16 protein-coding genes and 18 tRNA genes are annotated in these 25,240 nt (G+C 35.4%); 31 read left to right on the top strand and 3 right to left on the bottom strand.

The window, feature by feature from the left end:
• Nucleotide 1: 1 nt before the first annotated feature.
• From JOC75_RS19860 to JOC75_RS19970, 23 genes are all read left to right on the top strand, one after another.
• Nucleotides 2–84 (top strand) — tRNA-Leu (locus tag JOC75_RS19860).
• Between the two features lie 56 nt (nucleotides 85–140).
• A tRNA-Gly gene (locus JOC75_RS19865) sits at nucleotides 141–215 on the top strand.
• Nucleotides 216–224: 9 nt separating this feature from the next.
• A tRNA-Leu gene (locus JOC75_RS19870) sits at nucleotides 225–313 on the top strand.
• Between the two features lie 61 nt (nucleotides 314–374).
• Nucleotides 375–451 (top strand) — tRNA-Arg (locus tag JOC75_RS19875).
• Nucleotides 452–457: 6 nt separating this feature from the next.
• A tRNA-Pro gene (locus tag JOC75_RS19880) sits at nucleotides 458–534 on the top strand.
• An 18-nt stretch (nucleotides 535–552) separates the two neighbouring features.
• Nucleotides 553–628 (top strand) — tRNA-Ala (locus JOC75_RS19885).
• 32 nt (nucleotides 629–660) lie between these two features.
• Nucleotides 661–737, top strand: a tRNA-Met gene (locus JOC75_RS19890).
• A 4-nt stretch (nucleotides 738–741) separates the two neighbouring features.
• Nucleotides 742–818 (top strand) — tRNA-Ile (locus JOC75_RS19895).
• 14 nt (nucleotides 819–832) lie between these two features.
• Nucleotides 833–925 (top strand) — tRNA-Ser (locus JOC75_RS19900).
• Between the two features lie 33 nt (nucleotides 926–958).
• A tRNA-Met gene (locus tag JOC75_RS19905) sits at nucleotides 959–1,035 on the top strand.
• A gap of 70 nt (nucleotides 1,036–1,105) precedes the next feature.
• A tRNA-Asp gene (locus tag JOC75_RS19910) sits at nucleotides 1,106–1,182 on the top strand.
• A 327-nt stretch (nucleotides 1,183–1,509) separates the two neighbouring features.
• Nucleotides 1,510–1,582, top strand: a tRNA-Phe gene (locus JOC75_RS19915).
• 26 nt (nucleotides 1,583–1,608) lie between these two features.
• Nucleotides 1,609–1,684, top strand: a tRNA-His gene (locus JOC75_RS19920).
• A gap of 4 nt (nucleotides 1,685–1,688) precedes the next feature.
• Nucleotides 1,689–1,762, top strand: a tRNA-Gly gene (locus tag JOC75_RS19925).
• A 5-nt stretch (nucleotides 1,763–1,767) separates the two neighbouring features.
• Nucleotides 1,768–1,844, top strand: a tRNA-Ile gene (locus JOC75_RS19930).
• Nucleotides 1,845–1,858: 14 nt separating this feature from the next.
• A tRNA-Asn gene (locus JOC75_RS19935) sits at nucleotides 1,859–1,933 on the top strand.
• Between the two features lie 3 nt (nucleotides 1,934–1,936).
• A tRNA-Ser gene (locus JOC75_RS19940) sits at nucleotides 1,937–2,027 on the top strand.
• Between the two features lie 20 nt (nucleotides 2,028–2,047).
• Nucleotides 2,048–2,119, top strand: a tRNA-Glu gene (locus JOC75_RS19945).
• A 1,298-nt stretch (nucleotides 2,120–3,417) separates the two neighbouring features.
• A complete protein-coding gene (glgB, locus tag JOC75_RS19950; RefSeq protein ID WP_204955734.1) occupies nucleotides 3,418–5,340 on the top strand; it encodes a 1,4-alpha-glucan branching enzyme in 1,923 nt (640 codons plus the stop codon).
• Nucleotides 5,297–6,463, top strand: coding sequence for a glucose-1-phosphate adenylyltransferase (locus JOC75_RS19955; protein ID WP_204955735.1), 1,167 nt, complete (start codon nucleotides 5,297–5,299; stop codon nucleotides 6,461–6,463). The genes glgB and JOC75_RS19955 overlap by 44 nt, the downstream gene beginning before the upstream one ends.
• Nucleotides 6,464–6,564: 101 nt before the next feature.
• On the top strand, nucleotides 6,565–7,590 hold the full coding sequence (locus JOC75_RS19960; RefSeq protein ID WP_204955736.1) for a GlgC family sugar phosphate nucleotidyltransferase: 1,026 nt from the start codon (nucleotides 6,565–6,567) through the stop codon (nucleotides 7,588–7,590).
• A complete protein-coding gene (gene glgA, locus JOC75_RS19965; protein ID WP_204955737.1) occupies nucleotides 7,587–9,032 on the top strand; it encodes a glycogen synthase GlgA in 1,446 nt (481 codons plus the stop codon). Before JOC75_RS19960 ends, glgA begins: the two co-directional genes overlap by 4 nt.
• Nucleotides 9,022–11,427, top strand: coding sequence for a glycogen/starch/alpha-glucan phosphorylase (locus JOC75_RS19970; protein ID WP_204955738.1), 2,406 nt, complete (start codon nucleotides 9,022–9,024; stop codon nucleotides 11,425–11,427). The genes glgA and JOC75_RS19970 overlap by 11 nt, the downstream gene beginning before the upstream one ends.
• A gap of 295 nt (nucleotides 11,428–11,722) precedes the next feature.
• Here JOC75_RS19970 and JOC75_RS19975 read toward each other — a convergent pair whose 3' ends face one another.
• The 3 genes from JOC75_RS19975 to JOC75_RS19985 all read right to left on the bottom strand — a co-directional run bounded on the left by JOC75_RS19975 (nucleotide 11,723) and on the right by JOC75_RS19985 (nucleotide 14,789).
• Nucleotides 11,723–12,511, bottom strand: a complete 789-nt coding sequence (locus JOC75_RS19975; protein WP_204955739.1) for a TIGR00266 family protein — start codon at nucleotides 12,509–12,511, stop codon at nucleotides 11,723–11,725.
• Between the two features lie 455 nt (nucleotides 12,512–12,966).
• The gene (locus JOC75_RS19980) at nucleotides 12,967–13,722 is read right to left on the bottom strand and encodes a TraR/DksA C4-type zinc finger protein (protein ID WP_204955740.1); all 756 of its coding nucleotides are present in this window, start codon (nucleotides 13,720–13,722) and stop codon (nucleotides 12,967–12,969) included.
• 134 nt (nucleotides 13,723–13,856) lie between these two features.
• Nucleotides 13,857–14,789 (bottom strand): 1,4-dihydroxy-2-naphthoate polyprenyltransferase, encoded by a 933-nt coding sequence (locus JOC75_RS19985; RefSeq protein ID WP_204955741.1) that lies wholly within the window; start codon nucleotides 14,787–14,789, stop codon nucleotides 13,857–13,859.
• A gap of 315 nt (nucleotides 14,790–15,104) precedes the next feature.
• On the opposite strand from JOC75_RS19985, the gene JOC75_RS19990 reads away from it, so the two are divergent.
• From JOC75_RS19990 to JOC75_RS20025, 8 genes are all read left to right on the top strand, one after another.
• Entirely contained in the window at nucleotides 15,105–16,517 is a 1,413-nt protein-coding gene (locus JOC75_RS19990) for an isochorismate synthase (RefSeq protein ID WP_204955742.1), read from the top strand.
• Entirely contained in the window at nucleotides 16,510–18,264 is a 1,755-nt protein-coding gene (gene menD / locus JOC75_RS19995) for a 2-succinyl-5-enolpyruvyl-6-hydroxy-3-cyclohexene-1-carboxylic-acid synthase (RefSeq protein ID WP_204955743.1), read from the top strand. Before JOC75_RS19990 ends, menD begins: the two co-directional genes overlap by 8 nt.
• The gene (gene menH / locus JOC75_RS20000) at nucleotides 18,251–19,075 is read left to right on the top strand and encodes a 2-succinyl-6-hydroxy-2,4-cyclohexadiene-1-carboxylate synthase (RefSeq protein WP_338036614.1); all 825 of its coding nucleotides are present in this window, start codon (nucleotides 18,251–18,253) and stop codon (nucleotides 19,073–19,075) included. The genes menD and menH overlap by 14 nt, the downstream gene beginning before the upstream one ends.
• 12 nt (nucleotides 19,076–19,087) lie before the next feature.
• The gene (gene menB / locus JOC75_RS20005) at nucleotides 19,088–19,906 is read left to right on the top strand and encodes a 1,4-dihydroxy-2-naphthoyl-CoA synthase (protein ID WP_146950797.1); all 819 of its coding nucleotides are present in this window, start codon (nucleotides 19,088–19,090) and stop codon (nucleotides 19,904–19,906) included.
• 107 nt (nucleotides 19,907–20,013) lie between these two features.
• The gene (locus tag JOC75_RS20010; protein ID WP_204955744.1) at nucleotides 20,014–21,489 is read left to right on the top strand and encodes an o-succinylbenzoate--CoA ligase; all 1,476 of its coding nucleotides are present in this window, start codon (nucleotides 20,014–20,016) and stop codon (nucleotides 21,487–21,489) included.
• Nucleotides 21,479–22,597, top strand: coding sequence for an o-succinylbenzoate synthase (gene menC, locus JOC75_RS20015; protein WP_420828043.1), 1,119 nt, complete (start codon nucleotides 21,479–21,481; stop codon nucleotides 22,595–22,597). Before JOC75_RS20010 ends, menC begins: the two co-directional genes overlap by 11 nt.
• 741 nt (nucleotides 22,598–23,338) lie before the next feature.
• The gene (locus JOC75_RS20020) at nucleotides 23,339–24,262 is read left to right on the top strand and encodes a metal ABC transporter solute-binding protein, Zn/Mn family (protein ID WP_204955746.1); all 924 of its coding nucleotides are present in this window, start codon (nucleotides 23,339–23,341) and stop codon (nucleotides 24,260–24,262) included.
• 175 nt (nucleotides 24,263–24,437) lie between these two features.
• Nucleotides 24,438–25,193, top strand: coding sequence for a metal ABC transporter ATP-binding protein (locus JOC75_RS20025; RefSeq protein ID WP_204955747.1), 756 nt, complete (start codon nucleotides 24,438–24,440; stop codon nucleotides 25,191–25,193).
• Nucleotides 25,194–25,240: the final 47 nt, after the last annotated feature.

Raw genomic sequence — 25,240 nt, forward strand, 5'->3', positions numbered from 1 at the left:
TGCGGGTGTGGCGGAATTGGCAGACGCGCTAGACTTAGGATCTAGTGTCCTTGTGACGTGGGGGTTCAAGTCCCTTCACCCGCATCAAAGTTTTTTCGCAAAGCGAAAATAACTTACAATAATTCACTTATGAGAATATTGCGGAAGTAGTTCAGTGGTAGAACACCACCTTGCCAAGGTGGGGGTCGCGGGTTCGAATCCCGTCTTCCGCTCCAGTAGAAAGTGCCGGGGTGGCGGAACTGGCAGACGCACAGGACTTAAAATCCTGCGGTAGGTGACTACCGTACCGGTTCGATTCCGGTCCTCGGCACCAAAGTTTTTTTGTGAAGTAAAAAAACTTACCTTAATTATCAAACAAAAATTAAGCAATCTTAGCGCCCGTAGCTCAATTGGATAGAGCGTTTGACTACGGATCAAAAGGTTAGGGGTTCGACTCCTCTCGGGCGCGCCATATAAACGGGAAGTAGCTCAGCTTGGTAGAGCACTTGGTTTGGGACCAAGGGGTCGCAGGTTCGAATCCTGTCTTCCCGACCATTCTATTCCTAGTTTAATGGGGCCTTAGCTCAGCTGGGAGAGCGCCTGCCTTGCACGCAGGAGGTCAGCGGTTCGATCCCGCTAGGCTCCACCAATTTTTAAATACTTGATTTTATTTACCATTATGGCGGTGTAGCTCAGCTGGCTAGAGCGTACGGTTCATACCCGTGAGGTCGTGGGTTCGACTCCCTCCGCCGCTACCATTTTGGACCTTTAGCTCAGTTGGTTAGAGCAGACGGCTCATAACCGTCCGGTCGTAGGTTCGAGTCCTACAAGGTCCACCATTATCCGAATATCCGGAGGAATACCCAAGTCCGGCTGAAGGGATCGGTCTTGAAAACCGACAGGGGTGTCAAAACCCGCGGGGGTTCGAATCCCCCTTCCTCCTCCATATTCTTATAATGTAAACTTTACACTTTATTATCGCGGGGTGGAGCAGTCTGGTAGCTCGTCGGGCTCATAACCCGAAGGTCGCAGGTTCAAATCCTGTCCCCGCAACCAATTTTTCTTAGAAGTATTTATTTCTCTAGAAAAGTACAATGATGTTTATTTTCACTACGTGAAAAAACTTGGTCCGGTAGTTCAGTTGGTTAGAATGCCTGCCTGTCACGCAGGAGGTCGCGGGTTCGAGTCCCGTCCGGACCGCCATTTAATTTTTAAAAGATTAGTTTACACTGCTAATTTTGTATAGTGTAAAAGGGTTTCAAAAAACGAGAACTTCGAAGAAGCGACTGATCGAGCACCGGAGCGTATGTAAATACGTGAGGATGTGAGTGAAAGAGCTGATGAAGAGATTCGAAGTTTAGTGGAAGCCGTAAACCTAGATCTATCCTGGTATAGTGTAAAAGGGTTTCAATAAGCGAAAAGGTCGAGAAAGCGACTGATCGAGCACCGGAGCGTATGTGAATACGTGAGGATGTGAGTGAAAGAGCTGACGAAGAGATTTGAAGCTTAGTGGAAGCCGTAAACTTATTTGGCTCAGTAGCTCAGTTGGTAGAGCAATGGACTGAAAATCCATGTGTCGGCGGTTCGATTCCGTCCTGAGCCACCTTTATAATTTAATTAATGTCTATGGCGGTTGTGGCGAAGTGGTTAACGCACCTGATTGTGGTTCAGGCATTCGTGGGTTCGATTCCCATCAGTCGCCCCATCTTGCGGGTGTAGTTTAGTGGTAAAACCTCAGCCTTCCAAGCTGATGATGAGGGTTCGATTCCCTTCACCCGCTCCAAAAATGGGCCTATAGCTCAGCTGGTTAGAGCGCACGCCTGATAAGCGTGAGGTCGATGGTTCGAGTCCATTTAGGCCCACCATTAAAATTTATTTTTCCGCAGTAGCTCAGTGGTAGAGCTATCGGCTGTTAACCGATCGGTCGTAGGTTCGAGTCCTACCTGCGGAGCCATATGGGGAAGTACTCAAGTGGCTGAAGAGGCGCCCCTGCTAAGGGTGTAGGTCGTGTAAGCGGCGCGAGGGTTCAAATCCCTCCTTCTCCGCCATATCAAATTTAAATAAATACGGCCCGTTGGTCAAGCGGTTAAGACACCGCCCTTTCACGGCGGTAACACGGGTTCGAATCCCGTACGGGTCATCCTAAAAACACTACATCATATATGTAGTGTTTTTTTATGTCTGCAATTTGTAATGGATCTAGGTAAAGAGTAACGTAGAGGATTTTTAATGTGCAAAGAACCTTAGAGGTTAGTAGTTGAAATACACTTCATGTAAAGCATTTTTACCTATTTAGCCAATGTAATGAAGCTATTATAGTTTTAATATATGAAAATTCTTAAGGTGTAGATGTACAAACGTTCTAAGGTGTTTTTAGATACCTTGTAGAGATAAATGAAATAACTTATTAAGATATATACATAGTGGGTCTCAAAGGTCTCTTCAGTCGTGCAGCTATGAGGAGTCTCCCAGAATGACTTTGGAAAGCAGTTGCATCTGTAACGGAAACCACCTGCAAAGTTTAACAGAATCTTAAAAATAAACGAACCTCTTCAGTTTTTCCACTTTTATAAACAACTTCAGTGAAACATGCATGCCAGATTCATCTTCATGTCATTAAGATGAATTCGATGAAACGAAATATATGTCATTTTATACAAAGACCATTTTTAGAAGTTATTTATTCAATAGCATTATTTAATGCCTAAATATACATTAACAGAAAGATCATTTTTCTAAAGGTTACGGCAGACGGTGATAAAATGAGATTAACTCCAACGATCTTAAACTACAAGCAAACACTCCTGTAATTAAGCCCTATTTGATAGCATCAAGGCATACATGCATATAGTATTGTCTATTGTTCTGTACAGGATTTATAAAATGTTTTTAAAAAAAGATGTTTATTCAAACACAAGTTAATAACTAGAACTTGATAATAGCTTAGCAAGATTATTATGTAATGAATAATTTTTTCTAGTAGCTAAATTTTAGTGTGTTATTGCCTTCTCATAAGATTATGATCCCCGAAAATTACTTCACTTTATTAATTTATTAGGTAAAGTTATAAAATTAATTATAATTTTTTTTTGAAAACCCTTCTACAAATTCCTACAAAATGTCGAATAAATTACTATTCAAAAATAATTATTGGGTTTTTTGATTATAGTCTTATCTACTAGTTTAACTGATTTTTATACATCAAATAACATTATTTTTAAATTGATTAATTTTAGCTACTTTTCTAGAAGTACCAAGCGTTTAAGTGCTTTTTATATAAAGGTACAGAATATAGTTTTTATTTTAAAAGAATAATAATTTACGATTTTTTAATTTTCTTTGTAATTTTATGTCGTAAGAAAGAACCGTTTACATTAAAGGGAATTGATAGTAACTCTTGAATATGTAGCATAGATAATAAAGGAAAGGGTGACTTGTGTGACGCTCATATGTCCAACAGACTTTGATATTCATTTGTTTCATGAAGGGCAGTCTTTCGAAAGTTATACGTTTTTAGGAGCACATCTTCAAACAAGAGAGGGTGAAGTGGGAACTAATTTTTGTGTTTGGGCACCACATGCGAAGGAAGTAAATGTTGTTGGTAACTTTAATAATTGGTCCGGTCAGGCAAATAAAATGATAAAGGTAAATGATGAAGGAATATGGAGTCTTTTTATACCTCATATCTGTGAAGGAGAGCTATATAAATATGAAATAGTGACATTTGATGGTCGTGTTTTGTTAAAAGCAGATCCCTATGCCTTCTTTGCAGAAGTAAGACCGAATACCGCTTCCGTTGTTTGTGATTTAGCAGGATATGAGTGGCAGGATCATAAATGGAAAAAAAGAAAGCGTCTAAGGCAGCCCTATAATCGTCCTGTGTCTATTTATGAAGTTCATTTAGGTACATGGAAAAAGAAAGAAGATGGTGAACTATATAGCTATAAAGAGATAGCAGAAATGCTTATTCCTTATGTGATAGAGCATGGATTTACACATATTGAGCTTCTTCCAATAATTGAACATCCATATGACAGATCTTGGGGCTATCAAGGAACAGGATATTTTTCAGCTACAAGCCGGTTTGGTTCTCCAAAAGAATTAATGGAGTTCATTGATGCATGTCATGAGGAAAACATAGGTGTCATTATTGATTGGGTACCAGGTCATTTTTGTAAAGATGCTCATGGACTATATATGTTTGATGGTTCACCAACATTTGAATATCAGAACGAATATGATCGGGAAAATATGATCTGGGGTACTGCAAATTTTGATCTTGGGAAACCAGAGGTGCAAAGCTATTTAATATCCAACGCTATGTTTTGGATAGAGAAATTCCATGTGGATGGATTTCGTGTAGATGCTGTTGCAAACATGTTATATTGGCCTAATTCAAATGAACTCGTAGAAAATCCTTATGCGGTAGCCTTTTTAAGAAAACTAAATGAAGCTGTATTTGCTAAAGATCCTGATTTATTAATGATTGCTGAAGACTCAACCGATTGGCCGTTGGTAACCTCTCCTACCTCGTCTGGTGGTCTTGGCTTTAACTACAAATGGAATATGGGATGGATGAATGACATTCTTTCTTATATGGAGGCCTCTCCAGAAGAAAGGGGTGATCTCCACCATAAAGTAACCTTCTCCCTTATTTACGCTTTTTCAGAAAATTTCATTTTACCACTCTCACATGATGAAGTTGTTCACGGAAAAAAATCTCTATTAAATAAAATGCCTGGTGATTATTGGCAGAAGTTTGCGCAGTTGAGACTTCTATATGCTTATATGATTGCTCATCCAGGGAAGAAATTGTTATTTATGGGTGGGGAGTTTGGTCAGTTTGATGAATGGAAAGATCTGGAACAATTAGATTGGATTCTAGATGATTTTGAGATGCATAGCAAAATGAGAGTGTATTTTAAACAGCTACAATCACTTTATCAAAAACAAAAACCTTTATATGAGCTAGATCATTCAGAGGAAGGCTTTGAATGGATTGATGTTAACAATAAAGAACAAAGTATTTTTTCATTTCTTAGAAAAGGTCAAAAAGAAAATGATGTTTTAGTTGTTATTTGTAATTTCAAACCAAATGTATACCATGATTTTAAAATTGGAGTACCCCTTGATACTGAATATGTTGAAGTTATAAATAGTGATGCAGAAGAGTTCGGAGGATCTGATCAACTAAATCCAAGAAATTTAAAGGCAATTGAAGGTGAGTTTCACGGTAATCCTTACCACATATCAATGACTGTTCCACCATATGGTGCTGTTATATTACGTGCTGTAAAAAAGAGAGGAGATAATAAACATGGTCAGAAAAAAATGCGTCGCGATGTTACTAGCAGGGGGTAAGGGAAGCAGATTAAGCTCACTTACAAAAAATTTAGCTAAACCAGCTGTTCCGTTTGGTGGTAAATATCGAATAATTGATTTTACATTAAGTAACTGTACGAATTCTAGCATTGATACTGTTGGTGTTCTTACACAATATCAACCATTAGTTTTAAACTCATATATTGGTATTGGAAGTGTATGGGATCTTGATCGTAAAAATGGCGGAGTAACTGTTTTACCACCCTATACAGAATCATCTGAAATGAAATGGTATAAAGGAACGGCTAGTGCTATCTACCAAAATATTAATTATATAAAACAATATGATCCAGAATATGTGCTGATCTTATCAGGTGATCATATTTATAAAATGGATTATTCAAAAATGCTAGATTATCATATTGCCAAAAATGCAGATGCCTCCATTTCTGTAGTAGAAGTTCCATGGGACGAAGCAAGCCGTTTTGGAATTATGAATACAGATGAAGATATGCAGGTAGTAGAGTTTGATGAGAAACCAGCTAATCCGAAAAATAATCTAGCATCAATGGGGATTTACATTTTTAAATGGTCCGTTTTAAAAGAGTTTCTTGAAATGGACGATCGAAATCCATATTCTAGCCATGATTTTGGAAAAGATATTATTCCATTATTACTTGATGAAGGACGCAACGTTGTGGCTTATCCATTTAAAGGATACTGGAAGGATGTTGGAACAGTCAAAAGTCTTTGGGAAGCAAATATGGATCTCCTAAATGATGAATCACAATTAAACTTATTTGACCGTGATTGGAAGGTATATTCTGTCAATTCAAACAATCCTCCGCAATTCATCGCTGATGATGCAGAAGTAACTGATTCCTTAGTCAATGATGGTTGTGTGATTATGGGAAATGTTGATCATTCCGTTTTATTTCAAGGTGTGCAGGTTGGAAGCCAGACGAAAATAAAAAACTCTGTATTAATGCCTGATGTTGTAATCGGGGAAAATGTGTTATTAGAGAATGTGATTGTACCAAGTGGGATAGAGATTCCAAACGGCACAGTTATTTGTCCATCAGATGTGAATGAAGTTATTCTTGTTACTGAAGATATTATTGACGAAATTTCTTTAGATATAGACACTCTTTCATCTAATTAATAGCTATAAATATATATAACAGAACCTGATTTGCTAGTTTTCAATGTGTAAAACTAGTCCTAATTGGGATTTCTGTTGACAAAAGGGGAGAATTTTATCATATGAATAGAATGTTAGGGATTATAGATGCAACAGCTTTTAGACCTGAAATAGAGGATTTAACATTACATCGCTCTTTAGCAGCGATACCATTTGCGGGCCGTTATCGTCTTATCGATTTTGTTTTGTCAAATATGGTCAATTCTGAGATAGATAGTGTTGCAATTTTTCCGAAATATTCTTATCGCTCGTTAATGGACCATATAGGTTCAGGTAAGCAGTGGGATTTAAATCGCAAAAAAGATGGTTTATTCTTTTTCCCGTCTCCTCATTTGCATAATGAGTATGATGAATTTGGTTCTTTTCGTCAGTTTTCAGATCACCTAGATTTCTTTTTAAGAAGTACACAGGAATATGCTGTTATAACTAATAGCTATACGGTGTGTAATATTGATTATAAGCAAGTGCTGAATCGCCATATTGAAAACCGTTGTGATATTACTGAAGTTCGTCAAAATGGTGAGTCACTTCAAATGTATATTATGTCTACAAAATTACTTATGGATTTAATTGAGGATAAAACAAAAACAGGTTGTAAAACCCTAACAGATATTATTTTGGAAAACCGTAAAAGTTTAACAATATGTGACTATGAATTCACTGGGTATGCTGCAGTTATTGATTCAATGGATAGCTATTATAAGCATAGCTTAGAAATGCTTAATCCTGCGATATGGAATGAAGTTTTCCTTAGTGATCGTCCAATACTTACAAAAGCTAAAGATGAGCCACCAACAAAATATGGCAAGAGCTCTTCAGTGAAAAATTCTTTGATTGCTAATGGATGCAAAATAGAAGGGACAGTAGAAAATAGTATTATTTTCCGTGGTGTGCATATTGGTAAAGATACGGTTATAAAAAATAGCGTGATTATGCAAAAAACAACTATTGGAGATAATTGTTTATTAGAGCATATTATTGCTGACAAAGATGTGAAGATATTGAACTCTTCGCAACTAAATGGAACTGAAGAAAAACCACATGTTTTAAGAAAGAAAACCATTCAAGGAGCGATGATGAATTCGTGAAAGTACTATTTACTGTTTCAGAATGCGTCCCTTTTATAAAATCAGGTGGCCTCGCAGATGTAACTGGGGCTTTACCGAAGGAATTAAAGAAGTTGGGTGCGGATGTTAGAGTCATTTTACCAAAATATAGTTTGATCCATGAGGAATATAGAGGCATGATGAAAAAGGAAACTGAAATAACAGTTCCTGTTGGATGGAGACAGCAATTTTGTGGTATTGAAACAATGGAATATGAAGGGATACGGTATTATTTTTTAGATAATGAATATTATTTCTATCGTGATTCTTTATATGGTCATTATGATGATGCTGAACGCTTCTCCTTTTTTTGTAGAGGTGTATTAGATGCTATTAAGGCAATTGATTTTCAGCCTGATATCATCCACTCCCACGATTGGCATACTGGGATGATTAGCTACTTATTAAAAGAAGAGTATATGCAGGATGATTTTTATAAAAAGATGAAGACGGTATTTACCATTCATAATCTACAATTTCAGGGTATTTTTCCATTCAGTATTTTACAAGATCTTTTAGGTATCAATCATGAGAAATGTGCAAGTATTGAATTTTATGGAAATGTTAACTTTATGAAAGCTGCCATTGAGACATCTGATTTCATTACAACAGTAAGTCCCACCTATAAGGATGAAATACAGACGGTTTATTATGGGGAGAGGCTAGATGGTCTTTTATCTGCGAAAAGCTCTTCACTATCTGGAATACTGAACGGAATTGATGATGAGGTATATAATCCCGCAACAGACACTGCTATTGTTGAAAATTATCAAGTTAAAACAAGTAATAAAAAAATAATAAATAAACTTGCTCTACAATCATTCTTTGGGTTACCTGTTAATGAAAATATTCCAATTATATCAATGGTAACAAGGTTAACAAAGCAAAAAGGTCTTGATTTGGTAACTCGTGTACTTGATACATTGATTAATGAGAACATACAAATGATCGTACTTGGAACTGGGGAAAAGGAATTTGAAGATTTCTTTAGAGAGATGGAAAGTCGCTATCCAACTAAATTTAAGGCATACATAGGTTTTGATGAGAAATTGGCACATCAAATATACGCTGGCACAGATATGTTCTTAATGCCTTCAAAATTTGAGCCATGTGGACTTGGGCAATTAATAGCCTTACGATATGGCACGATCCCAATTGTTCGAGAAACAGGTGGTTTAAATGATACAGTCCGATCTTATCGCGAAGATACGGAAGAAGGAAACGGATTTACTTTTAGAAATTTTAATGCTCATGATATGCTTCATACAATTCATCGTGCAATTGAATTTTTTAACAAGGAGCATGTTTGGCATCAACTCGTTCAAGAAGCAATGAGCCAGGATTATAGTTGGGGTCAATCTGCCCAAAAGTACCATGAGCTTTATAATCAATTAGCGACTAGGAGTGAAGTTCATGTTCTCTAACAGTGATCGGTTTAAGGAAAGTTTTCTGAAAAGACTTGAAAGCATGTGTGGAAAAGGGTTTGAAGAGACGACAAAGCGGGATCAATACCTGACGTTAGGTAATATGGTTAGAGAATATATTAGTAGTAAATGGATAGAAACGAATGAGCTTTATCGATCTGAAAATAAGAAACAGGTTTACTATCTCTCAATCGAATTTTTACTGGGGCGATTACTTGTCCAAAATCTATTAAACCTAGGGATAAAAGATGTTGTTGAGGAAGGATTAAATGATTTAGGCATCGATTTGGGTGATATCGAAGAATGTGAATCAGATCCCGCCCTCGGTAATGGTGGTTTAGGACGCTTAGCAGCCTGTTTTTTAGATTCTTTGGCAACGTTAAACCTTCCAGGTCATGGCTATGGAATTCGTTATAAACATGGCCTTTTTGATCAAAAAATTGTAGATGGATATCAAGTGGAATTACCTGAACAATGGCTAAGACATGGAAATGTATGGGAAGTAAGAAAGCCAGATGAAGCTGCTGAAATTTTGTTCTGGGGAAAAATCGAAACAAGCTATGATAATAATGAATTAACTTTTAAGCATGTTGGAGCTGAAAAGGTGTTAGCTGTACCATATGATATGCCTGTTGTAGGATATCATGTTGATACAGTGAATACGTTAAGACTCTGGAATGCAGAACCTGCAGCATTTGCTCCTAATCAGGATATTTTATCCTACAAAAGAGATACTGAGGCTATTACTGATTTTCTATATCCTGATGATACCCATGATGAGGGAAAGATCCTAAGGCTGAAGCAGCAGTATTTCCTTGTTTCTTCAAGCTTGCAAAGCATTATAGCATCGTATAAGAAGGAAAATTCAAATATTAAAGAATTGCATCATTCAGTTGCCATCCATATAAATGATACTCATCCAGCACTTGCTGTACCTGAGTTAATGCGTTTGCTTATGGATATAGAAGGTTTAACATGGGATGAGGCATGGAAAGTGACAACAAATACACTTTCTTATACGAATCATACCATTTTATCCGAAGCTTTGGAGAAATGGCCAATTTACCTGTTTAAGCCACTAATGCCTAGAATTTATATGATCATTGAGGAAATTAATGAACGTTTTTGTGCAGAGCTTTGGAATAAATATCCGGGAGATTGGCACAAAATTGAACATATGGCAATTATCGCTCATGATTTAGTTAAAATGGCACATCTTGCAATTGTCGGCAGTAACAGTATAAACGGTGTGGCAAAAATCCATTCAGATATATTAAAGCACAGAGAAATGAAATCATTTTATGATATTTATCCAACAAAATTTAATAATAAAACAAATGGAATTACTCACCGTCGCTGGTTATTAAAAGCGAATCCAGGGTTAACCAACCTGATTAAAAATACGATTGGTGAAGACTTTGTTCATCAACCTGATAAATTAATAGATTTAAAGAGACATATCTATCATCCAGATTTAAAAGAACAATTTGCCAATGTAAAACGTAAAAGAAAAGAAATTCTTGCGAAAAGAATTGCAGAGAAAAATGGTATTGTAGTTGATATTGATTCTATATTCGATGTTCAGGTTAAAAGAATGCACGCCTATAAACGACAACTATTAAATGTTCTTCATATTATTTATTTATATAATCGTCTTAAAGAGGATGCAAATTATACAATTCAGCCACGTACCTTTATCTTTGGAGCTAAAGCATCTCCAACCTATTATTATGCAAAAAAAATCATTAAGTTAATTCATTCTCTGGCAGACAAAGTTAATAACGATCCAAGGGTTTCTAAGGTAATCAAAGTGGTCTTTATGGAAAATTACCGAGTTTCCTTGGCAGAAGATATCTTTCCTGCTGCAGATGTTAGTGAACAAATATCTACTGCAAGTAAAGAAGCATCAGGTACAGGTAATATGAAGTTTATGATGAATGGGGCTTTAACTGTTGGAACCTTAGATGGAGCAAACATTGAAATTATGGAGGAAGTAGGAAAAGACAACATCTTTACTTTTGGGTTAACAGCTCAGGAGGTTTTAAATTATGAGGAAAATGGTCGTTATCGATCAATGGAATATTACCATCATGATTTAAGAATTCGTCAAGTTGTTGATCAATTAACAAATGGCTTTTTCTCTGAAGATGAAGGTGAGTTTGAATCAATTAAAGATTCATTACTTGTACAAAATGATCAATATTTTGTATTAAGAGATTTTGCATCATATATTGATATACAAGAAAAAGTTGGAGTTGCTTATCAGCAGCGTGATAAGTGGCTGGAGAAAGCATTAATTAATATTTCGCATTCAGGCTTCTTTTCTAGTGATCGAACGATCCAGCAATATGCTGATGATATCTGGAAGATTGACCCGATGGGAGTTAGAGTTTAATCCTTTTAACCTGAGAAGGTTTAAGTATTTAGTTAAAACAAATCTTTTATTCTTTCATATAGAATTAGTGTGTGGCTGATGGGTTTGATTACTGTTACTCACTTTCTGGAAGATGATATAGAAAAGCTCAGATTATCACTATCTGAGCTTTTTTAGACTAAATTAGATGGATAATGTTATTTTTTCCCGGAAAAACGAATGTCTGAAACGTAAATCAACAACTAAGGTTAAAGCCTTTCAGTGAACAAAATTTTAAAGTCAATCCATTAAATTTTGTTCAGTTTTTCAACAACATTTAGTCTAATAACCTACCAAGTCCACCAAGGATACTACCTTCTCCTCGAGAATCTCCCCCAGATGATGGTGCACTTGCAATCACACGGTCTGCTAAACGACTAAATGGAAGTGTTTGTACCCACACTGTTCCTGGGCCTTGTACTGTTGCAAAGAATAATCCTTCTCCACCGAAAAATGCTGATTTTATTTTACCGACATACTCGATATTATAATCAACCTCTTTACTTAGTGCGACAAGACAGCCAGTATCAATACGGAGCTTTTCACCTGGTTGTAATTCTCTGCGAATTATTGTTCCACCAGCATGTAAAAATGCTAATCCATCACCTTCAAGCTTTTGCATAATAAATCCTTCTCCACCAAAAAATCCAGTACCTAATTTTTTCTGAAAATCAATTCCTATTGATACACCTTTAGCTGCACAAAGGAAGGAATCTTTTTGACAAATAACCTTTCCTCCTAGTTCGCTTAAATCTACAGGTATAATTTTTCCTGGGTAAGGAGCTGCAAAGGATACTCGTTTTTTACCAACACGAGCTGTATTTGTAAAAACAGTCATAAAAAGACTTTCTCCTGTAATCACACGCTTCCCAGCTCCAACAAGCTTTCCTAAAAATCCTTTTTGATTATTATCACCATCACCAAAAATGGTTTCCATGTCGATTCCATCTTCCATCATCATCATTCCACCAGCTTCAGCAACAACACTTTCATTTGGATCTAGTTCGATTTCAACACATTGCATATCATCTCCGTGTAATATGTAATCAATTTCATGTGCATTCATTTAATATCCCTCCAATTATGTAGATAACAATCAATTCGCTAAATTTACTCGTTTCCCTGCCAACGTCATGAAATTTAGTGGTTTTTAAAACAATAAAAACTGGAGGCTGGTACATAATTAAAATGACATACAAAAAGACGAATAAATCTAAATTCAGCTAAGTTGAAAGAAACAAGTTCGTTCCATTGCGCTGCAGACATAAGATTCGCTGGGGCGGGTGCAGAGGAAAGGCTAAGACCCCACAGGCGCGCAGCTTACGAGGAGGCTTAGCTTCCTCCCGCAGGAGTCAAATGTCTTCCGCTCCATTCCACTAGTTCTTAAAAATAGTATGCACAATCAAAAAATCTATTCAAGATAGCAAATAAAAACCCGAAATATTAGGCGAATAATTAATTGGAATATTCCCTAATACTTCGAGTTTATTATTAGCTTGAATACTTATGTCCCAGCCTTATTTATGTCTTATCTTCTGTATATGGATCCTTCTCATAAGGAGGCAAATCTCCAAAGATTGTCATGCTTCCTTCTTCATCTAACATGTCTTCATACTCTTGATGAAGCTTAGAAGGAAATATTGTGATTTCTTTTCCTTCTATATCTGTGCCAATAAAGTTTTCATAATCCTCTACATATCCATCAGGTTCGTCTGATTCCATATAAACATCATTATAATGTTCTTGTGGATAAGAAAGATCTGAAGGTGTTTCAGATGAGCCAAAGCTATTGACAATTTGATAGGCATCTTCTGCATCAAATGCTACATTTTCATCTTGCTCATCATAGTTAAACTTTCCAAAAGGAGGCATAAGGACACCTTCTTCAACAGGACGATTATGTGAAACAACCTGTTCTGGTGCATGCTCTTTACATGTGGTGGCAGTTGGAATGACTTCAAGTCTTTCAAGAGCAATGTCAACTCCACAAACCTCACATTTACCATATGTTCCTTTTTCAATCGCTTGTAATGCTCTTTCAATATCAGCAAGCTCTTCTTCAGTATGTTCATTAAGAGCTATATCTTTTTCACGCTCATATAGTGCTGTTGCATCATCAGCTGGATGGTTATCATAACTTGAAAGCTCACCAATAGATTCATGTGGATGTGATTCTTCTAGTCCGAAATGTCCAGTCATTTCAAAGCGTTGATGTATTTCAGCTTTCATTGATGCAAGCTGTGAACGGAAGGTTTCTACTTGTTGTGAACTAAGCAATTATTCCACTCTCCTTCCTTTAATCTCGTTCTATACCTATTATGAGCAGTTATAGTTAAAACATGTTTGTTAAAAAATGTACAAAAAAACACGGCCAAAAAGGTCCGTGTTTTACACTGGAAAATTAAATAAACTTACATAAAGTAGCTAATAAATAAACCAAGAGCTAGTAAAAATCCAAATTGGATATTCGTTTTTGCTGTAGCTTTCATTGCAGGCATCATTTCGATTGGGAATTTCTTACCTATAAAAAGTTTTACTGCCGAGTATGCTTTTGGTAAGCTGATTAAGACAAGTAATGACCAAACAGAAATGAAGTTAGCAGCTATTAAAATAAAGATAATTAGATAAGAAACGATAAACATTCCTGCTAAGAAGACGATTGAATTCTTTCTACCTAATAATATTGCTAGCGTTTTTCTTCCATTTTCTTTATCTCCATCAAGATCACGAATATTATTTGCTGTTAAAATAGCTGCAACTAATATTGAGATTGGAATTGAGATAAAGAAGGCTTTGCTAGTTATTGTTTGAGTTTGAATATAAAAGGCTATTAATACAATAACATTTCCCATGAAGAAACCTGCTACTATCTCACCAAACGGTGTGTAGGCAATTGGGATAGATCCACCTGTATAAAAATAACCAGCTAACATACAAATAACACCAATAGCTGCGATCCACCAGGATGTCATAAAACAAATATAAATGCCAATAAGTGTTGCAGCAAAGAAAAAGACAAAGGCTAAGTTTAAAACAGTTTTTGCTTTTATACCATTTCGGACAATTGCACCACCTATACCAACTGATGCTTCATTATCTAAACCACGTTTATAATCAAAGTACTCATTAAACATATTTGTCGCAGCTTGAATTAATATTGAAGCAACAAGCATCGCGATGAATAATGAGAGCTTTATGGATCCTTCGTGCATGGCTAACACAGTTCCTATTGTAACAGGAATAAAGGCTGCTGATAAAGTATGTGGACGAAGAAGCATCCACCAAACTTTCCAGCCTGTATCCTTTTTAACAGAAGGAATGTGTGGCGATGTTTGAGGTTGCATACAATCTCTCCTTTTTTTTGCAAAAAACAAACGGTTCATAGAAACGACTCCATAACATAGTTTAGAAAAATAACCAAAGGGTGTCAATGGTTTTTCGAATTGTCATTACAGCTTATTATTACCAGATATCCCTGTAAAATCATTAGATGTTCGATACGTTTTCATTTTAATCCTGTTCCTCTAGTTATATAATAAGGATATAATATGATTTTAGTATGACAAAACAAGGTAAATATACAAAATAGATACTATTGACACACCTTCATGCTAGGTGTATCTTTATAAAAGCAATTTTTCGGTGTCGGGGGGATAAGCTTGATAACAACTTTGGATCATACAATTAAAGAATTAATACAACAAACATTGGAAGAGGCAAAGCAAACAAATCAGTCGGTCATCGTAAGTCACATAAAAGAAGTGGATGCAATTGACCCCCTACATTTCTTAGCTTCTAGTGAAGAACTATTTTTAGGAGAACGTTTTTTATGGTCAACACCTGAACGTGACTTTACACTGGCAGGAGTTGGAAATGAACTTATTTTAGAAAACAATCATTCAACAATCGAACGCTTTTCGGCAATTGAAAAAGAATGGAAGCGTTTTAAAAAGAGAATTATTAATACCAATAGCAAAGATAAACAAGATGGTACAGGTCCACTTCTATTTGGTGGCTTTTCATTTGATCCTATAAAAGAAAAAGATCCTTTATGGGAAGCTTTTTCAGAAGCAAAGTTTACATTACCAACAGTAATGGTCACTATAATAAACAGTAAAACTTATCTTACGGTAAATAAATTAGTTACACCACATGATGATTTATTGGATTGTTTAAAACATTTTGAGCAATCATATTCTCAAACAACACATCATCATCTTATAGATTGTGAAAAAGTTAACGAATTTTCTACTATTGAATATAAAACATCTCAGTGGCTTAAAGCTGTTGATAAAGCGACAAATGAAATCCGTCTCAAGGAAATGGATAAAGTTGTTTTAGCTAGAGAAGTTCACTTGAAGTTCGCTGAAAAAGTAAATCCATATCAAGTGTTAGATCGTCTTCATAAAGAGCAACCAACAAGCTTTATTTTTGGATTTGAAAACGGGCTGCAGCATTTTGTTGGAGCAACACCAGAGCGTTTAATCAAAAAGCAGGATAATGAAGTACTTTCTACTTGTTTAGCGGGATCAATTAAAAGAGGAAAAACACAAGAACAAGATATACAACTCGGAGAGCAGTTATTAAAGGATGCAAAAAACTTAATAGAACATGACATCGTTGTTAAAATGATTAAAGAAGCTTTAACAAATTGTTGCTATGAGGTTATTTCACCTAACAGTCCAACATTATTAAAGACAAAGAACATACAGCATCTTTATACACCAGTAAGAGGATATGTTCAAAAAGGTCATTCCTTGCTTTCAATAGTCGAAAGTCTTCATCCAACACCAGCTCTAGGAGGCTTTCCAAAAGAAAAGGCTATTGAAAAAATTAGAGAGCTTGAGCCAATGCATAGAGGCTGGTATGCTGCTCCAATTGGCTGGTTAGATGCTGATGATAACGGAGAATTTGTGGTGGCTATTCGTTCGGGTTTAATTGAAGGCCATAATGTTGCATTATTTGCAGGCTGTGGAATTGTAGAAGAATCTAACCCAAAGTCAGAATATCTTGAAACAAAAATAAAACTAAAGCCAATGATGTCAGCATTAGGAGGAGTAGATAATGAGTGATAATTCTTTAACACGCTATGTAGCAAGCTTTGTTGATGAACTTTCACGGGCTGGGGTTGAACAGATCGTTATTAGCCCTGGTTCAAGGTCTACTCCTCTTGCAATGTTATTTTTAGAGCACCCAGATGTAACAACATATATTAACATTGATGAAAGGTCTGCAGGTTTTTTTGCCTTAGGCTTAGCTAAGTCTGGAAACAAACCTGTAGCTTTAGTCTGCACTTCAGGTACAGCTGCTGCAAATTATTACCCAGCTATTATTGAAGCTCACTATTCCAGAGTACCACTACTTATCTTAACTGCAGATCGGCCTCATGAATTAAGAGATGTAGGTGCTCCACAAGCAATAGATCAAATCAATATGTATGGCAAGTATTCTAAATGGTTTGTAGATCTTGCGTTAGCAGAAGAAAATGATGACATGCTAAGGTATTCACGAACTATAGCAAACAGATCGGTTGGAATATCAACAGCAAATCCTCAAGGTGTTGTTCACTTGAATTTTCCTTTTAGAGAGCCTTTAATTCCTAACCTTATGCTGCCAAATTTATGGGATACTCATGAAAATCGAAAAACATATTTACATACATCAGTTGGTGTGTCTTCAATGAGAATCAAAGACATTTCAACAATTATTGAACATATTGAATTTGAACAAAATGGAATAATCATCTGTGGTGACAACCAAACTATTTCATATATAGATGAGGTAATAAAATTGTCTGATCACCTTAAATATCCGATTTTAGCTGATCCGCTTTCACAAATACGAGCGGGTAAGCATAGGAAAACTGGTGTGATTGATTGCTATGACACAATATTAAAGGATCCTGACATTACAAAACATGTAAAGCCAAATGTTGTGATTCGATTTGGAGCTATGCCTGTTTCTAAGCCCTTAATGAAGCTCCTAAAAAACAATCCTGGAATTATCCAGATTGTTGTCGATCCAAGTGGTGAATACCGAGATCCGACGTTAAATTCATCTCATTTGATCACCTGTAATGAAGATGAATTTTGTAAAGAAATGATAAAATCTATTTCTAGAAGAGAGATAACAGCTTATTATAAGAAATGGATTTTCTCACAATTAACTCATGATCAGGAAATAGAAGAAGCTCTAACAAAAATGACAGATCTTTTTGAAGGTAAAGTAGTACAAGCATTGCAAAAGTCTCTTCCTCAACAATGCAAATTAGTTGTTGGCAACAGTATGCCAATTCGTGATGTAGATACCTTTTTTCGAAATACTTCAAAGGAAATTGAGGTTTACTGTAACAGAGGAGCAAATGGAATTGATGGGGTTGTTTCAACCGCGTTAGGTATTTGTGCTAAAGAAAGTGAGCCAACATTTCTATTAATAGGAGACTTGTCATTTTATCATGATTTAAATGGTCTTTTAGCTGCAAAAATGAACAAGTTAAATTTAACTGTGATCTTAATAAACAATGATGGAGGAGGCATTTTTTCATTTTTGCCACAATCATCTGAAGAAAAGCATTTTGAAAGATTATACGGAACTCCAACAGGTTTAGAGTATGCAAAAGTTGTTGAAATGTACGGTGGAGAATTTAATAGAATAAATAGTTGGGAAGGCTTTCAGTCATATTTTGATTCAACTTGGGCAAATGAAGGGTTAAAAGTGCTTGAAATACAAACAAATCGAAATACTCGTGTCAAAGTTCATCGGGAATTGTTAGATCATGTTTCCCAGGAAATAAGAAAAGTGTTGAATGATGAAAATTAACGGTATCAATTATCATGTTGCAATCCAGTTAAGAAAACAAGAAGCTGAAACTCTTGTCTTTCTTCATGGTTTTACAGGTTCTTCAAGCAGTTGGTTAGAGGTGTTGAACTATTTTCCTTCATACAACCTTATTTGCATTGATATCATTGGTCATGGAAAAACAGAAAGTCCTCTAGATTCATCAAGGTATGAAATGAAAGAAGTTATCAAGGATATAATCACGATATTAGATAAACTAAATCTCGATCAAGTAAATATGATAGGATATTCTATGGGAGGAAGACTAGCATTATCTGTAGCAGCTTCTTACCCAAATAGAATTAAAAGATTAATTTTAGAGAGTAGTTCACCCGGACTAGATGACCCAGTTCAAAGAGAAAATCGTAAAAAAGCTGATTTACAATTAGCAGCCGATATTACTAATCATGGTATAGTAGAGTTTGTTAACAAGTGGGAAAACATCCCTCTTTTTGAGTCACAAAGGCTCTTGCCAGCTAAAAAACAGGAAAAAATAAGACAGCAAAGACTAAAAAACTCACCTACTGGTTTGGCAAATAGCTTGATTGGAATCGGAACAGGCACTCAACCTTCACTATGGGGAGAGTTATCACAACTATCAATCCCAGTGCTTCTACTATGTGGAGAATGGGATGAAAAGTTTTGTGATATAGCAATAAAAATGAATAATCTTCTACAAATTTCTGTGAAAAAACAAATAAATTTCGCAGGACATGCAATTCATGTAGAACAACCACAATTTTTTGGTAAAATAGTAAATGAGTTTCTTATTAATAATGATATTTTTGAATAGGAGGAAATAGAAATGGCAATTGAATGGGTTTCAGAACGAAAGTATGAAGAGATTCTATATCAAACATATAATGGAATAGCAAAAATTTCAATTAACCGTCCACATGTACATAATGCATTTACACCAAAAACAGTAATGGAATTAATTGATGCATTTGCTTATGCAAGAGATGATCAAAACGTAGGCGTTATTATCTTAACAGGTGAAGGTGGTAAAGCGTTTTGTTCAGGTGGAGATCAAAAGGTTAGAGGACATGGTGGGTATGTTGGAGATGACCAAATTCCACGACTTAATGTGTTAGATCTACAAAGATTAATTCGAGTAATACCAAAGCCAGTAATTGCAATGGTTGCGGGTTATGCAATTGGTGGAGGTCATGTATTACACATTGTATGTGATTTAACAATTGCAGCAGATAATGCTGTATTTGGACAAACTGGTCCAAAGGTTGGTAGCTTTGATGCTGGTTACGGTTCAGGCTATTTAGCACGTATCGTAGGACATAAAAAAGCTCGCGAAATTTGGTTTTTATGTAGACAATATAATGCACAGGAAGCACTTGACATGGGATTAGTGAATACAGTTGTGCCATTAGAGAAGTTAGAAGAAGAAACAGTTCAGTGGTGTGAAGAGATACTAGAAAAAAGCCCAACTGCAATTCGTTTCCTAAAAGCAGCATTTAATGCTGATACAGATGGGTTAGCTGGTATTCAACAATTTGCTGGAGATGCAACTTTATTATATTACACAACAGATGAAGCAAAAGAAGGACGCGACGCATTTAAAGATAAGCGTGATCCAGACTTTAAGCAATTCCCTCGTTTTCCTTAAAACTAGCTATATAAACAGGTTATTTCAGATTTTAGACAAATAAACAAAAACAGCTTGGTGATTTCATCTCATCAAGCTGTTTTTATTAATGCTTGGAGGTGCTAATTATGGAACAATATATCCCGAATTGGTTAAAGCAACGAGCCGAACTAACTCCGATGAGGTTGGCAATAAAAACGAAAACTAGAGAAATTACATATGAACAACTTTATGAAAAGGTACAGCAGCGAGTAAATTATTTTTCAACTAACAATATAAAAAAAGGACAGCATGTTGCTGTTTTAATGAAAAATAGTATCGAGATGATTGAAACCCTTCATGCTCTCTTTGCTATTGGAGCAATTTCAGTTTTATTGAATACACGTCTTTCGAATCAAGAACTAGCTTGGCAGATATCTGATGTAGAGGCAACTCACGTAATATGTCATAAAGAACTTGAACCAAAATTAATAGAGGTAGAAAAGAAAGTAACTGTCATTATTTGTGAAGATACTAAGTTGGATGAAAAATCGTTAGCCATTCATGGTTATTCATTTGATCAAGTTGCAACAATTATGTATACATCTGGTACGACTGGAAATCCAAAAGGAGTAATGCAAACCTTTGGCAATCACTGGTCAAGCGCAATTGGTTCAGCTTTAAATCTAGGTTTACAAATGAATGATCGTTGGCTATTAGCGGTCCCTCTTTTCCATATAAGTGGCTTATCAATTTTAATAAGAAGTGTAATTTACGGAACAAGTATTGTTTTGCATGAACGCTTTGATGCAAGAAGTATGAATGAAGCAATAATTAAAGAAGAAGTAACAATCGTATCAGTTGTAACAACAATGCTTCAACAAATGCTAGAAGATCTCGGATCGAAGCAATATCCAGTCAGCTTTCGCTGTATGTTAGCAGGGGGAGGTCCTGTTCCTAAACCATTGCTTGTTGAATGCTTACACCGGCAGATACCTGTTTATCAAACGTATGGTATGACAGAAACAGCATCTCAAATTGCGACATTAGCACCAGAATATTGTCTGGAAAAGTTAGGTTCAGCTGGTAAACCGTTATTTTCTTGTGATATAAAAGTTGAAAAGGATGGTAGAGAATGTAGTTCGAATGAAGAAGGAGAAATTCTTGTTAAAGGACCTAATGTGACAAAAGGGTATTGGAAGAGACATGATGCAACAGCTGATAGTTTATCTAACGGGTGGTTTCATACTGGTGATATAGGCTTTAAAGATGAAGATGGTTTTTTATTTGTTTTAGATCGACGCTCTGATTTAATTATCTCTGGTGGAGAGAATGTTTATCCAGCAGAAATTGAAGCGGTATTATTGTCACATCCTCTTGTGGTGGATGCAGGTGTTATCGGAGTTAAGGACTCTAAATGGGGAGAGGTACCACATGCGTTTATTGTAACAAAGAAACAAGTTAGTAAAGAAGAGTTGAAAGATTTTTGTTTTAAGAGCCTAGCATCTTATAAAGTACCTAAAGAAATCACAAGCATGAATGAGCTACCGAGAAATTCATCAAATAAATTATTACGTAGATTATTAAAAGAAACAATAAAGGATATGACAAATGATCAAAATTAAAAAAATCATATTACATCTTATTACGCAAACATTAAAAACACCATTTATCACAAGTATCGGTCAAGTAACAGAGCGTGAAAGTATCCTTGTTGAAGTGATTGATGTTGATGGATTTACAGGATGGGGGGAGGTAGTTGCTTTTTCTACACCATGGTATACAGAGGAGACTATTTCTACAAGTCTTCATCTTTTAAAAGACATATTAATTCCTTTGACGATTAAACAGAATATTAATCACCCTGATGAACTCCAGGATATTTTCAAGAAAATAAAGCGAAATAATATGGCCAAAGCCTCTCTTGAAGCAGCAATTTGGGATCTTTATGCCAAAAGGGAGAATAAGTCATTATCTGAGACTTTGGGTGGAACAAGGAAAGAAATTGATTGTGGTGTTGTGGTCGGAATTTCATCTACTGCTAACATGATTGAGCAAATAAATCATTATATTCAAGATGGCTATAAACGATTCAAAATTAAAATATCACCAAAACAAGACATTAAGATACTAGATGAGATCAAAAGTCATTTTCCAAGCTTACCTTTAATGGCAGATGCAAATTCTTCTTATACGTTAAAAGATAAGGATAGATTGAAAGAGCTTGATCAATTTAATTTATTAATGATCGAACAACCTCTTGGAGCAGATGATATTATTGATCATGCTAAACTTCAAGAGAAGATCGAAACCCCAATTTGTCTTGATGAAAGTATTATCAGTCATGTAGATGCAAGACAGGCCATTGAACTTGGAAGCTGTAGAGTGATCAATATCAAGCCAGGTCGAGTAGGCGGTCTAACAGAATCAATTAAAATACATAACTTATGTCAAGAAAACAAGATCCCTGTATGGTGTGGAGGAATGCTAGAAACTAGTATTTCTCGTGCACACAATATTGCTTTAGCATCACTTCCTAACTTTACAATTCCTGGAGATATTTCCTCTTCATCAAGATATTGGGATCATGATATCGTATACCCAGAAATTAAAGCAGAAAAAGGCAAAATGACTGTTCCAACAAAAGAGGGTATTGGATTTCAGGTAAATATAAAAGACATAGAAAAGCTAAGAAAAGCCAATATGGTATTTGAAGCTAAAGACATAATGTGAATTTTTATGAAAACTAATTTAATCATGCATTATTAGAGCTAAAATTGAAATTTGTTTATATAAAAATTCAATTTTAGCTGAGATTTACATTTTAAAATTTATTTTTAACAGTTAGTAGGTTTTATTTCATTCAGCTTATAATGTTGTGGAAGAAGAATCTTAGTCAAAAAATGAATTAAGTTTCTCTTTCTGCTCTTATCTTTAGAGTCTGACTCGAAAGTCCATGTGTTTAATCATGCGTGGATTTGGGTCAGACTCTCTTTTTTTTAGTACAGATATCACTATACATTGTTGATTTCACCAGCTTACGAAAGTAAGAGATTTTCCAGATAATAGTTATTTTCAAAAATAATATTGACAATCATGGTTGTATCCATTAGTTTTGTACTAAGGAAACTTTTTTAGTTTGATAAACAAAATGTGATATTAACTAAAATATTGGCGCATATACTACATATAGATCATAGACTACTTTTGTTATTGTTTCTGTAAGCATAGTGTTGAAGAAATGAGGATTGTGGAAAGCGGATGCTTGTAAACATAAAAGTACACAAAGCTTTCTTAAGTTACGTTTGAGATTTTAGTAATAGCTTTGTAAATCAATATTGTTGGAGATCTATAAAGTCCAGTAACTACAACAAAAAAAAGCTAACTAGATAAGTAAACAGCTATTTACAGATTCTTGAAATCAATAATGTTTAACAAAGCTAAAATAATATAAATGAGTGGAGGAATGAAAAGATGAAAAGATGGTTAGTAGTAATTTTTACAATTGTTTCAATGGGGCTTTTAGCAGCATGTAATAGTGAGGAAACAGCGACTGATGGTTTAGATGAAATTAATGTTACTACTACAACAGGTCAAGTTGCGGATGTTGTCAAAAATATTGGTGGAGATAAAGTAAAGGTTGATTCATTAATGGGACCTGGCGTTGATCCTCATCTTTATCAAGCATCACAAGGGGATATTAAAAAGTTAGACGAAGCAGAGATTATTTTCTACAATGGTCTTCACTTAGAAGGGAAAATGGATACCATTTTTGAAAAGATGTCAAAAGATAAACCAACTGTTGCAGTAGGTGATTCTGTCCCAGAAGAAATGTTATTAGGGGCAGATGATTCAGATGCTCATGATCCTCATATTTGGTTTGATATTGAAGCTTGGATTCATGTTGTGGATGCAGTTGAACAAGAGCTTTCTAAGCTTTCACCAGATGATAAACAGCTTTTTGAAGAAAATGCAGAAAATTATAAGAAGGAACTAGAAGAAATGCATGAATATGCTCTAGAACAAATTCAAACAATACCTGAAGAAAGTCGTGTACTAGTAACTGCTCATGATGCATTTAAATATTTTGGTCATGCGTATGGCATGGAGGTTATGGGATTACAAGGACTAAGTACTGATTCTGATTATGGTTTAAAGGATGTTCAAGTTCTGGTAGATACATTAGTTGATAGGAAAATAAAAGCTGTATTTGTAGAGAGTAGTATTTCTGAAAATTCGATTAGTGCTGTTGTTGAAGGTGCACAAAAGGAAGATCATGATGTAGTTATTGGAGGAGAACTTTTTTCTGATGCTATGGGTAAGGCAGGCACTGAAGAAGGCACGTATACAGGCATGTTTAAACATAATGTTGACACAATTGTAGGATCACTTAAATAAAAGGTACTAGAACTTTTTATCGTTATTTTGTTGAATTAAATGTTATTAAGAATAGAAAGTAAGACTGCTATTTTTTTGGTGAGTTTTATGGAATATTACTTTTTCAAGAACTGATTAAAGTAGAATCAATTCTTAAAAAGTTTTATTAAACAGCATATAAGGTTGGTGTGTATAGATGATTCCTGTTCAAGTTGATAATTTAACAATTGCATATCATCAAAAGCCTGTTCTTCAAGAGGTCAGCTTTGAGGTTCCAGAAGGAAAGCTAATAGGAATTATTGGACCTAATGGTGCAGGGAAATCAACGTTAATTAAAGGAATTTTAGGATTAATTCCTACTGCTTCTGGTGAAGTAAAGATATATGGAGATAAATATAAGAAAAGTAGAAAACGTGTCGGATATGTGCCACAAAGAGGATCGGTTGATTGGGATTTCCCAACAAATGCACTTGATGTAGTACTAATGGGGAGATATGGTCATGTAGGCTGGTTTAAGCGCCCAGGTAAGAAAGATGTAGACTTTGCAAGAGATTGTCTGAAAAAAGTAGGCATGCTTGAATACGAAAATCGTCAAATCAGTCAGTTATCAGGTGGTCAACAGCAAAGGGTATTTTTAGCTAGAGCTCTAGCTCAAGATGCTGATGTGTATTTTATGGATGAACCATTTGTTGGTGTGGATGCTGCAACAGAGAAAGCAATCATCGCACTTCTTAATGAATTAAAAGCAAAAGGCAAAACAGTACTTGTTGTTCATCATGATTTACAAACTGTGGATGAGTATTTTGATTGGGTATTGTTATTAAATATGAGAAAAGTTGCTTTTGGACCAACTAAAGAAACGTTTACCATTAATAATTTGCAAAAAACTTATGGTGGTAAATTAACATTTTTACAAGATCAATCGCTTGTGGTGGATGAAGTTAATAGTTAAAGTATAGAGATTTTGAAAAAATTCCTGAAAGGATGTGGATTTTTTTC

The organism is Metabacillus crassostreae (assembly GCF_016908395.1).
Taxonomy (GTDB): Bacteria; Bacillota; Bacilli; order Bacillales; family Bacillaceae; genus Metabacillus; species Metabacillus crassostreae.